The 14005-nt window shown below is 72.1% G+C and carries 12 protein-coding genes; 2 read left to right on the top strand and 10 right to left on the bottom strand.

Annotation, left to right across the window (positions count from 1 at the left end; all coding sequences use genetic code 11):
• Positions 1-5 precede the first annotated feature (5 nt).
• A complete protein-coding gene (locus tag ACIGJO_RS10045; RefSeq protein WP_399954843.1) occupies positions 6-1112 on the bottom strand; it encodes an LLM class flavin-dependent oxidoreductase in 1107 nt (368 codons plus the stop codon).
• A 554-nt stretch (positions 1113-1666) separates the two neighbouring features.
• On the opposite strand from ACIGJO_RS10045, the gene trpS reads away from it, so the two are divergent.
• The gene (gene trpS / locus ACIGJO_RS10040) at positions 1667-2707 is read left to right on the top strand and encodes a tryptophan--tRNA ligase (RefSeq protein WP_399955658.1); all 1041 of its coding nucleotides are present in this window, start codon (positions 1667-1669) and stop codon (positions 2705-2707) included.
• 30 nt (positions 2708-2737) lie between these two features.
• Here the strand turns inward: trpS and ACIGJO_RS10035 are convergent, their stop codons facing one another.
• Positions 2738-4765, bottom strand: a complete 2028-nt coding sequence (locus tag ACIGJO_RS10035) for an NAD-binding protein (RefSeq protein ID WP_399954840.1) — start codon at positions 4763-4765, stop codon at positions 2738-2740.
• Between the two features lie 408 nt (positions 4766-5173).
• Here ACIGJO_RS10035 and ACIGJO_RS10030 point away from each other — a divergent pair, with 408 nt between their 5' ends.
• Positions 5174-6247 (top strand): PucR family transcriptional regulator, encoded by a 1074-nt coding sequence (locus tag ACIGJO_RS10030; RefSeq protein ID WP_399954837.1) that lies wholly within the window; start codon positions 5174-5176, stop codon positions 6245-6247.
• A gap of 122 nt (positions 6248-6369) precedes the next feature.
• Here ACIGJO_RS10030 and lysA read toward each other — a convergent pair whose 3' ends face one another.
• The 8 genes from lysA to ACIGJO_RS09990 form a co-directional block, all read right to left on the bottom strand.
• A complete protein-coding gene (gene lysA / locus ACIGJO_RS10025; RefSeq protein ID WP_399954835.1) occupies positions 6370-7773 on the bottom strand; it encodes a diaminopimelate decarboxylase in 1404 nt (467 codons plus the stop codon).
• Between the two features lie 12 nt (positions 7774-7785).
• Positions 7786-8142: an SAV_915 family protein gene (locus ACIGJO_RS10020; RefSeq protein ID WP_399954833.1), complete on the bottom strand. Its 357-nt coding sequence runs from the start codon at positions 8140-8142 to the stop codon at positions 7786-7788.
• Between the two features lie 354 nt (positions 8143-8496).
• On the bottom strand, positions 8497-8952 hold the full coding sequence (locus ACIGJO_RS10015; RefSeq protein ID WP_399954831.1) for a tellurite resistance TerB family protein: 456 nt from the start codon (positions 8950-8952) through the stop codon (positions 8497-8499).
• Between the two features lie 243 nt (positions 8953-9195).
• Entirely contained in the window at positions 9196-10545 is a 1350-nt protein-coding gene (locus ACIGJO_RS10010) for a cation:proton antiporter (protein WP_399954828.1), read from the bottom strand.
• Between the two features lie 2 nt (positions 10546-10547).
• Positions 10548-11018, bottom strand: a complete 471-nt coding sequence (locus ACIGJO_RS10005) for a cation:proton antiporter regulatory subunit (protein WP_399954825.1) — start codon at positions 11016-11018, stop codon at positions 10548-10550.
• Positions 11019-11318: 300 nt separating this feature from the next.
• Positions 11319-12779, bottom strand: coding sequence for a flotillin family protein (locus ACIGJO_RS10000; RefSeq protein WP_399954822.1), 1461 nt, complete (start codon positions 12777-12779; stop codon positions 11319-11321).
• An 89-nt stretch (positions 12780-12868) separates the two neighbouring features.
• Positions 12869-13378, bottom strand: a complete 510-nt coding sequence (locus ACIGJO_RS09995; protein WP_399954819.1) for a hypothetical protein — start codon at positions 13376-13378, stop codon at positions 12869-12871.
• Between the two features lie 104 nt (positions 13379-13482).
• Complete coding sequence (locus ACIGJO_RS09990; protein ID WP_399954816.1) at positions 13483-13968, bottom strand: peroxiredoxin; 486 nt, start codon at positions 13966-13968, stop codon at positions 13483-13485.
• Positions 13969-14005: the final 37 nt, after the last annotated feature.

Genomic DNA, 14005 nt, shown 5'->3' with positions numbered 1-14005 from the left:
GGTGCTCAGACCTCCTTCGGGGCGGTGGGCGCGAGGTGCGCGGCGCGGGCGGCGGTGACCGCCGGGTGGACGGGGGCCTCCGGCACGCCGGCCGGGCGCAGGGCGGCGAACTCCTTGCGCAGTACGGGCACGACGTCCTCGCCGAGGATGTCGAGCTGCTCCAGGACCGTCTTCAGCGGCAGCCCCGCGTGGTCCATCAGGAACAGCTGGCGCTGGTAGTCGCCGACGGACTCCCGGAAGGACAGGGTCCGCTCGATGACCTCCTGCGGGGAGCCCACGGTCAGCGGGGTCTGCTCGGTGAAGTCCTCCAGGGACGGCCCGTGCCCGTAGACCGGCGCGTTGTCGAAGTACGGGCGGAACTCCCGTACCGCGTCCTGCGAGTTCTTCCGCATGAACACCTGGCCGCCGAGGCCGACGATGGCCTGCTCGGCGGTGCCGTGGCCGTAGTGGGCGTAGCGCTTGCGGTAGAGGTCGACCATCTTCCTGGTGTGCTCCATGGGCCAGAAGATGTTGTTGTGGAAGAAGCCGTCGCCGTAGTACGCGGCCTGTTCGGCGATCTCCGGGGAGCGGATGGAGCCGTGCCAGACGAACGGCGGGACGCCGTCCAGCGGGCGCGGGGTCGCGGTGAAGGACTGGAGCGGCGTACGGAACTTGCCCTCCCAGTCGACGACGTCCTCGCGCCACAGCTTGTGCAGCAGCGCGTAGTTCTCGATGGCCATCGGGATGCCCTGGCGGATGTCCTTGCCGAACCAGGGGTAGACCGGCCCGGTGTTGCCGCGGCCCATCATCAGGTCGACGCGGCCGTCCGCGAGGTGCTGGAGGGTGGCGTAGTCCTCGGCGATCTTCACCGGGTCGTTGGTGGTGATCAGCGTCGTCGAGGTGGACAGGATCAGGTTCTCGGTGCGGGCGGCGATGTAGCCGAGCGTCGTCGTCGGCGAGGACGGGACGAACGGGGGGTTGTGGTGCTCACCCGTCGCGAACACGTCCAGGCCGACCTCCTCGGCCTTGAGCGCGATGGCGAGGGTCGCCTTGATCCGCTCGTGCTCGCTCGGTGTCGTGCCGGTCGTGGGGTCGGTGGTGACATCCCCGACGGTGAAGATCCCGAACTGCATGGCGCCCGCCTCCAAAGACGTGGAACTGACTGATCAAGGAACTGATCTATTGGTTGAACGTTGAACTATGTGAACACACCCTATAACGGGACGCCCCCTCGACCTATTCCGTCGCCCGTTTTCCGCCTCCGGCCCGCCCCGGGCCCGAGGCCCGCTTCCATTCCGCCTCCGGCCCGCCCCGGGCCCGCCTGAGCCCGCCCCGGGCCCGCATGAGGCCCGCCTCCATTCCGCCTCCGGTCCGGGGCCGGCTCCGGGCGAAACCCTGGAGGCCGGACCGGGGCGTGCGCTAGACTCGCCCCATGACCTCCGTACTGTGCCGAAACTGGTGGCGCTCCTCCTAGGAGCGGCCACAGCACCTGCACGGAACCAGGGCCGTTCGAGATGGACGGCCCTTTTCGCTGTCCCCGTACGGCATCCGCGTACGGCACGGACACGGACAGACACCGGAAACCGGCGGGCCGTCCTCCACGCACACCACCAGCGAGGAGAGACCCATGACCAGCACGCTCCCGGACACCGCCACCACCGCCGGCACGCCTTCCGGTACCGACCACATGTCCCTCGGCCCCGCCCGGCGCCGCAGCGCCGAGCTGGAGCGGCACTTCCGGCAGACGCCCGACCGCTTCCGGGTGATGACGGGCGACCGGCCCACCGGACCCCTGCACCTCGGGCACTACTTCGGCACCCTCCACAACCGGGTCCGGCTCCAGGACCTGGGGGTCGACGTCTTCGTGATCATCGCCGACTACCAGGTCCTCACCGACCGGGACATGGCCGACCGGCTCGGCGAGTACAAGGACGGGCTGCTGCTCGACTACCTCGCCACCGGCATCGACCCGGCCCGTTCCACGGTCTTCAGCCACAGCGCGGTGCCGGCCCTCAACCAGCTCCTGCTGCCCTTCCTCAGCCTCGTCTCCATCGCCGAACTGGGCCGCAACCCCACCGTCAAGGACGAGATCGCCAACTCCCGGCAGTCCACGGTCAGCGGGCTGATGTACACCTACCCGGTGCACCAGGCCGCCGACATCCTCTTCTGCAAGGGCAATGTGGTGCCGGTCGGCCAGGACCAGCTGCCGCACCTCGAAACCACCCGCACCGTCGCCCGGCGCTTCAACGAGCGGTACGGGGCCGTCTTCCCGGAACCCGACGCGCTGCTCTCCGCCGCGCCCCTGCTCCTCGGCACGGACGGGACCAAGATGAGCAAGAGCCGCGGCAACTCCGTCCCGCTCGGTGCCACCGCCGACGAGACCGCCCGCCTCATCAAGGGGGCGATGACCGACGCCGACCGGCACATCACCTACGACCCCGAGACCCGGCCCGGGGTGTCGGGCCTGCTGATGCTGGCCGCGCTGTGTCTCGGCCGGGACCCGCACGACGTCGCCGAGGAGATCGGGGACGGCGGCGGCGCGGCGCTCAAGCGGACCGTGACCGACGCGGTCAACACCTTCCTGGCCCCGATGCGCGCGCGGCGGGCGGAGTACGCGCAGGACATGCCGTACGTACGGTCGGTGCTCCGCGCCGGCAACGAGCGGGCCGACGCCATCGCCGAGGCCACCCTGGACGAGGTGCGCGAGGCCATGGGCATGTCCAGGTAGGGCGTGACGCGGTGGCCGGGCCGGACTGCGTCAGCGGCGCAGTGACACCGAGCGCTGTCTGCGCAGCAGTTCGGCCAGCCCCCGGCGGGTCGCGGCGATCACCACCCGGTCCTCGGCGCGCAGGACGTAGCCGGGGTGCAGATCCCAGATCAGGCCCGCGGGCTGGTCGTCGCCGTCGGGCCGGTACGGCGGGACGGCGGCCAGGTCCGGCCGTCGGTCGGCCGGCGGGGTGGCGTCCAGGGCCAGGACGCGCCAGGCACCCGCGCGGAAGGCCTGTTCCACGGTGCGTCCCTCCAGCTGGGGGTGGCCCGCGACCTCCAGCGCGGCGAAGAGCATCACCTTGCGCTCGACCGGGACCGCGCCGAGGATCTGGCGGCCCATCATGGCGACCGCGAAGGACGGGGCGGCCAGGTGGGAGACGGAACGGGAGCGGGTCAGGGCCTGCGGGTGCGCGGTGCGCAGGGTGCGGTAGACGGCGGTGGCGAACTCGTCGTCGTACAGCCGCAGGGCGACCTTGAGGTCCGGCTTGACCGAGCGGGCGTACAGCGCGGCTTCCAGGTTGGTGGTGTCGATGCTGGTGAGGGCCAGCAGGGCGCGGGCCCGGCGGATCTTGGCCGCCTCCAGGACGCCCTCCTGGGTGACGTCGCCCAGGACCGTCGGGACGTGCATGCTGCGGGCCAGCGGGATGCCCCGCGCCTCGGGGTCCTCCTCCACGACCACCACGGGGATGTCGAGTTCGCGCAGCCGGACCAGGACCCTCGTCCCGATCTTGCCGAGGCCGAGCAGCACCACATGGCCGGAGAGGCCGCGCGGCGGACGGCGCAGCGAGGACGCGGTGCGCAGCGAGCCGAACGCCTCCAGGACCGCGGCGACCAGGAGCGGCAGCAGCATCAGGCCCGCGAGGCCGGAGAGCAGCTGGATGATCTGGCGGGCCGGCCGGGCGCCCTCGGCCGGGTCGCCCATCGCGAAGAGGTCGAGCAGGGTGAGATAGGCGGCGTGCAGCGCGTCGTCCCCCGTCGTCAGGACGGAGGCCACGGCCAGGGCGACCACGGCGGTCGCCACTCCCAGTGCCGACCAGCGCAGCCGCCGGGAGAAGACCTGGGCGAGGGGCGCGCCCCGGCCTCCCATACGGGTGGCGGGCCGGTCCGGGTCCGCCCGGCTGATGGCTTCCAGGACGACCGTGCCGCGGCCTGTCGCCGCGTCCACCGAGGCCTGGTCGGGCAGGAGCCGGGGGCCTTCGTCGCCGCTGCTGTCGGAGCCCTCGGCGCCCGCCGGGTCGTGGGTGGTGGAGGACAGCAGGGCCAGCGTGCACAGTCCGGGGTCGGCCGTCTCGCCCGGCCGCGGCGGGGTGCGCTCGGCGGCGCGCAGGAGCAGGCCCTCGGCCTGGATGACCTTGCTGCTGCCGGTGAGCGCGGTGGCGGCCAGCGCGGGTGCGGCCGTGTCCGCGTCGGACAGGACGGTGGTGGAGGCGTCCAGGGCCGTGGGGTCGATGCCCGGCATGGTGACGGCCGCGGCCTGGTCCAGCAGGGCTTCCAGATGCTGGCCGAGCTTGCGGTTGTAGAGCCGGATGACCAGGCGCAGACGCGGGTTGAGGCGGCGGGCGGTCAGGGCGGCGCGGATGTTGCGCTCGTCGTCGTCGTAGACGAGCGCGAGCGCCGCCGCCCGGTCGACGCCCGCCTCTTCGAGTACGTCGTCGGAGGGCTCCGGCGCCTCCATGATGCGGACCGGCTCGACCCCGGCGTTGGTGTCGCTGTCGTTGGCGCCCGTGCCCATCCCCGTCCCCGTCCCGGTGGCGTGGGTGCCGCCGTTGCGGTTCATGGCCGACGACATCCGGCCGAACAGGGCAGCCGCCCGGCCCCGTTGGGTCAGCGGCAGCTCCGGGCGGTTCGCGTCGCGGCCCGGCGGGAGGAGGAGCGTGACCCGTTCCCCGTACACATAGCGCAGCTCCACCGCGAGCCTGCGGGCCAGCGCGTCGTCGCCGCAGACGACCATGTGTCCGGCGGACGCGGGGTGTTGCGGCTGCGGAGGCACGGGAAGTGGGGGCACGAAACCCAGCATGCCTTGCTCCGTCCCGATCGGTGAGGAGTGCCGGTGATCTTTGTGCGACGGTGCCGGTGGGGGTGATGGGGCGCCTGGGGCCGATGAGGGCTCATGGCGAGCCGATGAGGCTCACAGGGAGCCGATGAGGCTCATGGGGAGGGGGCGGACGCGGGCCCCGTGGCCCGGACGGGGAGAGGCCGCCGGTGCGGCACTGCGGACAGTGCCGCACCGACCGGGTCGTCCCCGTTGCTCCCCCGTGCTTCCCCCGTGCTTCCCCCGTGGTGCTGACCGGATCGTGTCACCCGTGGCCGGACCGTCGCACTGCTGGAACCCGGCAATCTTCATGTGCTCCCGATGCCGGGCACCGGCACCGGCCCGATTGCGTTAAGAGAGTGTCAATGAACTTTCAACTGTGGAGGAGTCGGCGTGGCCGAGCAGGAGATCCCCGAGGAGCTTCTGGGGGACTATGCCCGCGTTCTGGGAGAAGTCGCCGCCACCGGCCGCCGTCTCACGCGTGAGGAACTGGAGGACCGCCGGGCTCTGGGCCGCAGCGCCGCCGAGGCGGGGCATCAGCTGCGCGCCCTGGTGACGCTGCATCTGTCGGTGACCCGTACCGACTGGCCGCGTACCGCGCTCGGCCGCACCGAGGCGGGCACGGACTCCGTGCTCGCCGCGGTGGAACAGGCCATCGACGCCTTCGCCGAGGGTTTCGAGCGGGCCCAGCGGCTCACGGTGCGCCGCGAGGAGGCGGCCCGCCGTGAGTTCATCGACGACCTGCTCTACGGGCGCAGCGATCTGGGACGTCTCGCCGAACGGGCCACCCGCTTCGGACTCCGGCTCTCGCGGGCCCACGCGGTCGCGGTGGCCACGGGGCCCGAGGCGTACACCGAGACGGATGCCGCGCCGCGCAGTGTGGAGGCGGCCCTGCTGGCCCGGTTCAGCGGCCGGAAGATCCTGCTGACGACGAAGGACGGGCGGCTGGTCTGCATCGCCCCCGGCAGTCAGCCGGACGTCCTGCGGTATTTCGCGAAGCAGGCCCACGCGGCGACGGACGGCGGTCAGGTCGCGGTCGGCCGCCCGCACCGGGGGCCGGGCGGCGTCGTCCACTCGTACGACGAAGCGCTCGAAGCCCTCGATCTGGCCGGCCGGATGGGGCTCGACGACCCCGTGCTGTACACCGCCGATCTGATGGTCTATCCGGTGCTGACCCGGGACCGGCAGGCGATGGCCGATCTCGTCCGCAGCGAACTGGGGCCGCTCCAGGAGGCCAGGGGCGGTGCGGAGCCGCTGCTGAAGACCCTCTCCGTCTACTTCGACTCGGGCTGTGTCGCGGCCGAGGCCGCCCGGCGGCTCGCACTGAGCGTGCGGGCGCTGACGTACCGGCTGGAGCGCATCCACCAGCTGACCGGGTCCGACCCCTCCGACCCGATGCACCGCTACGCGCTCCAGACCGCGGTGATCGGGGCCCGGCTGCTGGACTGGCCCGCCAAGGAGCTCTGAGACGGGGCCGCACCGCGGGGGAGCGCCACGGCTGAACGGCGGCCCTGTCCACCGCCGTTCACCGTGACGGGACCGCCGAGCGGCGGCCGCGCCCTGCCCACCGCGCCCTGCGGGCCGCGGGGCTACACCCCCACGTCGCGCCGCTGCATGTCGTCCAGGGATTCCCGCCGCACCAGCAGCCGCGCCGTTCCCTCGTCGACGGAGACGACGGGCGGTCTGCCGACCAGGTTGTAGCCCGATGCCATCGACAGGTGGTACGCCCCGGCGGCGGGCACCGCCAGCAGGTCGCCGGGCCGGATGTCACCGGGCAGCTCCACCCCGTCCGCCAGGACGTCACCCGCCTCGCAGTGCCGCCCCACGACGGTGACCACCCGGTCCGGGGAGGCGGAGGACCTGCCGACGAGGCGCGGCGCGTACCGCACTCCGTACAGCGCGGGCCTCGGGTTGTCGCTCATCCCGCCGTCGACGGCGACGAACGTGGTGGTGCCGGTCCGCTTGACCGCGAGGACGCGGTAGACGGCGACCCCGGCGGGCCCGATCAGCGCCCGCCCCGGTTCGACGGTGAGCCGCGGCACGGGGAGGCCCGCCCTCGTACATCCGTCGACGAGTTCGGCGCGGATCCGGGCGGCGAGGGCCGGGACGTCGAGGGCGCGCTCGCCCGGCCGGTACGCGATCCCGTGCCCGCCGCCGATGTCGAGCTGCGGCAGGGCGGTGCCGTGCTGCTCGCGGACGCGGGCGAGCAGCCCCACCATGCGGCGCACGGCCGCGACATACGGTTTCACGGCGGTGATCTGCGACCCGATGTGACAGTGCAGGCCGACCAGTTCGAGGCGCGGCTGGCCCAGCACCCGGTCGACGGCGTGCTGGGCGGAGCCGTCGGTGAGGGACAGGCCGAACTTCTGGTCGTCGGTGCCGGTGCGGACGGCCGCGTGCCCGCCCGCCGAGATGCCCGGGACGACCCGGATCATGACGGGCTGCCGGTTTCCCCGCGGCACGAGCGCCGCCAGCCGGGTGATCTCCGAGGTGCTGTCGACGACGATGCGGCCGACGCCGAGCCGTACGGCGGTCCGCAGATCCTCAGGGCTCTTCGCGTTGCCGTGCAGGACAATCCGCTCGGCGGGGAACCCCGCGCCGACGGCGAGCAGCAGCTCACCGGCCGAGCAGACGTCGAGCCCCAGCCCCTCCTCCCGGACCCAGCGGACGACGGTCCGGCACAGGAACGCCTTGGCGGCGTAGACGACATCGGCCTCGTCCGGGGGGAACGCGGCGCGGTAGGCACGGCAGCGCCGGCGCACCTCGCCCTCGTCGAGTACGTACAGCGGTGTCCCGAACCGGTCGGCGGCCTCGGCGAGCGAGACCCCGCCGACGGCGACGTCCCCGTCCGGGCCGAGGCGCGCGGAGACGGGCCAGAGACCGGCCGGGATCTCGGACGGAGCGGTGTCCGGAGCGGTGTCCGGAGCGGTGTCCGGAGTGACGCCGGGGGCGACGTCCGGGGCCGGGGTGCGGACAACAGGAGTCGTGGTCATGGCGCGGGCCTCTCAGCAGCCGTGGCGGGCGAGGGCGGCCGCGGCGATGGCGGGTGCGCGAGTGTCGGTGCACGGCGGCCATGACGCGGTCCGGGGCGCGGAGAGCTGCGGGTCGACGGTGAGCGCACCCACCCCCAGCGGGGCCGCGAGAGCGCGCAGGGCGGGCTCCGCGAGCAGGATCCACGGCTGCCCGGCGCCCAGCGTGACTTCGAGCTGCGACACGGAGGTGAAGGCGACGGCCGTGCGGTCACCCAGGGGCGTACGGAAGAACCGTGCCGTGAAGGAGGGCGAACGGTCTGGGAAGCCCGGCTGGACGGGGACGACGAGCGGTCCGGCCGGGACGGGTTCGAGAGGGTCGGGGTCCGACATGGTGTTCCTCCTGCGTGTGCGGGGCCGCTGCTGTCATCGGCCCGTCTGCCGAAGCTATGCCCGGGCGGGAGGGGGGCGGATACGGCGTTGACGCGCACTTGACGCAAAACCCCACCCCGGTGACGCGATGCTGACGCGCGTACGGGGTGGGGTCCGGGGGTGGGGTCCGGTGCCGGGCGGGCGGAGAAGGTGGCCGGGGGCGCGCAGGGGGGGTGACACGCCCCCGGCCTGCCGGGCGGGGACCGGTGGTCGGTCGGTCCGCGGTCGTCCGGCAGTACTGGGGTCCGGCCGTGGTGCTGGGCGGCCGTGGTGCGGGGTCCGGGGACCCGGTCGGGAGGCCCTACGGGGCAGCCCTCAGAGGTCGAACTCGTGGGGCGGGAGGCCGAGCGCGAAGCACGCGTCCCGTACGACGGCCTGCTCGTCCTTGTCGAAGTCGCCGTCGGCGCCGCCGATGACGATGCCGATCTGGATGACGGCACGCGCCTCCGCGGGCTTCTTCTTCGCCTTGGCGATGTCCTGGAGCACGCTGACCTTGCCGAAGGCGAAGTCGGCGGTGAGCTTGTTCACGTAGTCGTTGAAGCGGCGCTGGAGGTCGTCCGCGGGGAAGTTCTGGAGCACCTCGTTGGAGGCGATCAGCGACGCGACGCGCTGCCGCTCGGACGCGTCGATGGAACCGTCGGCGGCGGCGACCAGAGCGCACATGGCCATGCTGGCATCACGGAACGCGCCGCTCTTCAGGTCGTTCTTCTTCGCCTCCAGCTGCGTCTGCATCGACGATGCGGATTCCTTGATCCGATCCCACAGGGCCATGACGTCTCCATACGTTGCGGTGCGTTTGCCGTGCATTGCTGTGCACTGCCGGAACCGAGTGGAACTCTACAGACGTGTAGAAGTTAGCAGGGCCGGACCCCCTGTCCCGCACGGGGTGCCGGTCCGCCCGGTCCGCCCGGTCGCCGGGGAACGCCGAACGCCCCGGCCACGGGCGGCGAGGGCCCGGTCGAGGCGTTCGACGGTGTTCTTCGCGGACAGCCGGAGGGGCGGTCCGGGCGCGGCCTAGTCGCGCGGGTCTCCCACCGGTTCGGGGGTGAGGCCGTCGTGCGAGGGCGTCCGGACCTCGGCCGCGGCGGATCCGGCGGCGGTTTCGCCGGTGGTTTCGGCGGCGGCCTCGTCGGTCACGGGTACGGCCGTGGCCTCGGGGCCCGCCACGGCGCCGGTACGGCCCGTGCCGCCGCTCTTCCCCTCCCCGCGCCCGCGCATGTCCTGGATCTTCGCCACGACGGGCTGGGTCCAACGGGCGGTCAGCGGTCCGACGATGACGAGGATCAGGACGTACGCCGTGGCGATCGGCCCGATCCGCGGCTCGGTGGCCACGGCCAGACCGGCGATGACGATCGAGAACTCGCCGCGCGCCACGAGCGTGCCGCCCGCCCGCCAGCGCCCGCGCGAGGCGATTCCGGCGCGCCGGGCCGCGTACCAGCCGGTGAAGATCTTGGTCAGGACGGTGACGACGGCCAGCAGGGCGGCCGGAAGCAGCACCGGTGGGATCTCCGCGGGGTTCGTGGAGAGGCCGAAGAACACGAAGAACACCGCGGCGAACAGGTCGCGCAGCGGCGTCAGCAGCTTGCGCGCGCCCTCCGCGACCTCGCCCGAGAGCGCGATGCCGACGAGGAACGCCCCGACGGCCGCCGAGACCTGGAGCTCCTGGGCCACACCGGCCACCAGGACGGTGAGGCCGAGGACGACGAGGAGCAGCATCTCCGGGTTGTCGGAGGACACCGCCCGGCTGATGAGGCGTCCGTGGCGCAGCGCCAGATACAGGACGAAGCCGACCGTTCCGAGGGCGATGAGCAGGGCGACACTGCCGCCGGCGAGGCCGGCCCCGGCCAGCATCGCGGTGAGCAGCGGGAGGTAGACGGCCATCGCGAGGTCCTCGATGACGAGGACGCCGAGGATGACGGGGGTCTCGCGGTTGCCGAGCCGTCCCAGGTCGGTCATCACCTTGGCGATCACGCCGGAGGAGGAGATCCAGGTGACCCCGGCGAGCGCGACGGCCCCGACCGGACCCCAGCCGAGGAGCAGCGCGGCGACGGCGCCGGGTGTCGCGTTGAGGACGAAGTCGACGGCCCCGGACGGATACTGCGTCTTGAGGCTGGTCACGAGTTCGGAGGCGCTGTATTCGAGCCCCAGCAGGAGCAGCAGCAGAATGACGCCGATCTCGGCGCCGACGGCGGTGAACTCCTCACTGGCGCCGAGCGGCAGCAGGCCGCCTTCACCGAACGCCAGCCCGGCGAGCAGATAGAGCGGGATCGGCGAGAGCCCGATGCGGCCGGCGAACCGGCCGATGATCCCCAGCCCGAGAATGACGGAGCCCAGCTCCACCAGCAGTGCAGTGGTGTCGTGCACGGTCAGCCCTCCGCAATGATCTCGGAGAGCGTGTCGACGCCCTCACGCGTACCGACGACGACGAGCGTGTCCCCGATGGCCAGCCGGAAGTCCGGTCCCGGTGACGGGTGCGCGCTGTGCGTCCGCAGCACGGCGACGATGGACGCCCCGGTGCGGGTCCGCGCCCGCGTGTCGCCCAGCAGCCGCCCGCCGTAGGGGGACCGGGCACCGAGCGGGATGTGTTCGGTGAGGAGGTCGATGCCCTCGGTCCGTACGGCGTCGATGGGTGCGGGATCGATGAGGTGGGCGAGCGCCGTCGCTTCCGCCGTCGTCAGGGGCACCGACAACTGGCATGAATCAGGATCGTCCTGTTCGTAGAAGCCGATGAACCGCCGTCCGTCGTGGTGGACGACGACGGAGATGTGCTGTCCCGAATCGGTGGTGAAGTCGTACTGAGCACCGACTCCGGGCAGCGACGTGTGACGGGTTCCCATGACTTCCTCCCGAGGTGTGCGGCGGACGACGGCGCACTTGGTGATCTCTTTATCCGGTCATTACCTTATCCGGGGACTTCGGACGTCCCCCGGGCCGCTCACGATGCCCCCGGCTGCCCCGGCTGCCCCGGCTGCCCTGGCTGCCCCGGCCGCATCAGCTGCACCGGTCGCTCCGGCCGCGGGCGTCCCACCGGCCGCCCCGGCCGCACCGGCCGCAGGCGTCCCACCGGCCCCGGGCGCACCCGTGCCCGGCGGTGAGCGGTCGCCGCCGGGCACGGGTACTTGGGGACGGGGATCTGGTCAGTCGGTGATCTCGATCTTGCCGTCGGCCGGGGCCGGCGCCGGTGCGGCGGCCGTCTCCGCGCCCTGGGCGGGTACCTCGGCCTGACCGGCCGTGCGGCCCTTCAGGTTCTGGAGGAGGGCGGCGAAGTCGACGCCGGTGGTGGAGTTGAGGAGCTCCATGCCCTGGGCCACGTTGTCGGTCACCGTACGGGCCAGCTGGCTCGCGCCGTCCGTGGAGATCACGGTCAGCTTGTCGACGGCGCTCAGCGGCTCGGAGGCCTTGGCGACGACCTGGGGCAGGACCTCGACCAGCATCTGGAGCACGGCCGCGTCGCCGTACTGCGCGAACGCGTCGGCCTTCTTCTGCATGGCCTCGGCCTCCGCGGAGCCCTTGGCCGCGATGGCGGCGGCCTCGGCCTCACCCTCGATGCGCACGGCGTCGGCGAGGGCGGAACGGTGCAGCTTCTCGCCCTGACCGGTCAGACGTGAGCGCTCCGCGTCCGCCTCGGCCTCCTTGACCTGGGCGATACGACGGGCCTCGGCCTCCTGCTCCGCCTGGTAACGGGCGGCGTCGGCGGGCTTGCGGACCTTGGTGTCGAGTTCGCGGTCGGTCAGGGCGGCCTGGCGCTCGGCCACCTTCTCCTGCTCCTGGAGGACTTCCTGCTGACGGGCGGCCTCGGCGAGCGGGCCCGCCGCGTTGGCCTTGGCGGCCGCGGCCTCCGTCTCGGCCTTGATCTCGGCCTGCTTCAGGTTGAAGGTCCGCTCGGCGATGGCGATCTCCTCGGCCGCCTTCAGCCGGGCCTGCTCCGAGGCGCGCCGGGCGATCGCCTCGGCGATGTCGGCCTCCTGCTTGGCGCGGGCGGCCTCGGGCCGGCCGAGGTCCTCCAGGTAGGAGCCCTCGGTGGTGATGTCCTGGATCTGGAAGGCGTCCAGGATGAGGCCCTGGCCGGAGAGGCTGGCCTCGGCCTCCTCCGCGACCTGTCCCGCGAACGCGGCGCGGTCACGGATGATGTCCTCGACCGACATCCGGCCGACGATGGCGCGCAGCGCACCCGAGAGCACTTCCTGGGTGAAGCCGACGATGCCGTCCTGCTGCTGGAGGAAGCGCTGGGCGGCGGCCCGGATCGCGTCCTCGCTGCCGCCGACCTTGACGATCGCGACGCCTTCGAGGTTGGACTTCACACCGCGCAGGGTGACGGCCCCGCGCACGGCGATCGGGATGTGGCGGCTGGAGAGGTCCAGCGTGAACTTCTGCTGCACGAACGGCACGACGAAGACGCCGCCGCCGACGACGACCTTCTGGCCGCTGTTGTCGGTGCTGGTGAGACCGGTCACCGGGTCGGTCGACTTCTTGCCGCGGCGGCCGGTGATGATGAACGCCTCGCTGGGCCCGGCGACCTTGTAGCGCGTGATGACTACGAGGGCGAGCAGTACGAGGAGTACGACGATGCCGATGACGGCGATCACAACTGGGCTCATAAGAGGTGTCCCCCCTGCCTCCCGAGGGGGACGGCAGATCGATTGCAGACAGGTGCGAATGGTGGGCGGCCGGGTGCTGGTCGGCGTGGTCAGCGCTCGACCGGGCGGACCGCGACCGAGGTGGTCGACAGCGCCGCCTCCACCCAGATCTCGGCGCCCCGTTCGACGGGTGCGGCGCTCTTCGCCGCGTACTTCACGGTCTGGCCCGCCAGCCGCAGCAGCACCTCGCCGTAGCCGTCGGCCGGAATGGCCGTGACGACGGATCCGGAGGTGCCGACGAGATCCTCGCCGCGAGGGGTCGCGGTGGTCTGATCCTGCATCAGCGCCTGGCTGAACTTCCAGGTCAGCCAGGCGGCGACGAGCCCGGCCAGGACTCCGGCACCGGTGGCGACGACCGTCCCGGCACCGGTGGTGCCGAGCACGATCGCCCCGCCGAAGCCGAGCATCGAAAGGAATCCCGCGATCACCGGCAGCGAGAGGAGACCGTCGAACAGGCCGTCCAGTACGCCGCCGAAGAGCCCTTCGAGGACTCCGTCGAAAATCAGGGAGAGCGCGAGAAGGATGATCCCCGCAATGCCGAGACCGAGAAACAAGGTCACGTGATCACTCCCCGATTTTCGATTTCCCCCGATTATTTTCCGTCGAACTGGCTGGATGATCCCATACGCGACCGGATCGGGACACTGCCGGGACCCGGCAGTCTTTACGCGGCTTTGATGCCGGACAACTGGGCGGCCAGGGTGTCGAGCGACTGGAAGGTGGCTCCGAGCAGCGCCACGTGCTTCCAGCGCAGGATTCCGTCCGGCCCGATGAGGAAGACCGCGCGGCGGACTCCGATGCCGGGTGCGGCGACCCCGTACGCCCTGGCGGTCTCCCGGCCCTCGTCGGCCAGCAGCGGCATGCGCAGCCCATGGGTCAGGGCGAACGACTCATGGCTGTCCACATCCTGTGGACTGATTCCCCAGACGTCGGCGTCGAGCCCCTCGAAGGTTTCCAGGCCGGAGGAGTACGAGCAGAGCTGCTTGGTGCAGACGGCGGTGTTGTCGCCGGGGTAGAAGGCCAGTACGACGGCCCGGCCCCTGGCGGTGGAGAGACGGTAGTCGGCGCGTGCGAAGGATTCGCCGGACAGGACTCCTCCCGGAAGGGTGAAGTCCGGTGCGGGGCTGCCGGTTTGTGGTCCTGATGCCATGTCGTATCCCTTGTCGGAGGTACGTGGGCGATGTCGT

The organism is Streptomyces sp. NPDC079020 (assembly GCF_044542225.1).
Taxonomy (GTDB): domain Bacteria; phylum Actinomycetota; class Actinomycetes; order Streptomycetales; family Streptomycetaceae; genus Streptomyces.
The sequence above is the reverse complement of the archived record's forward strand: the minus strand, read 5'-3'. Positions and strand labels throughout refer to the sequence as shown.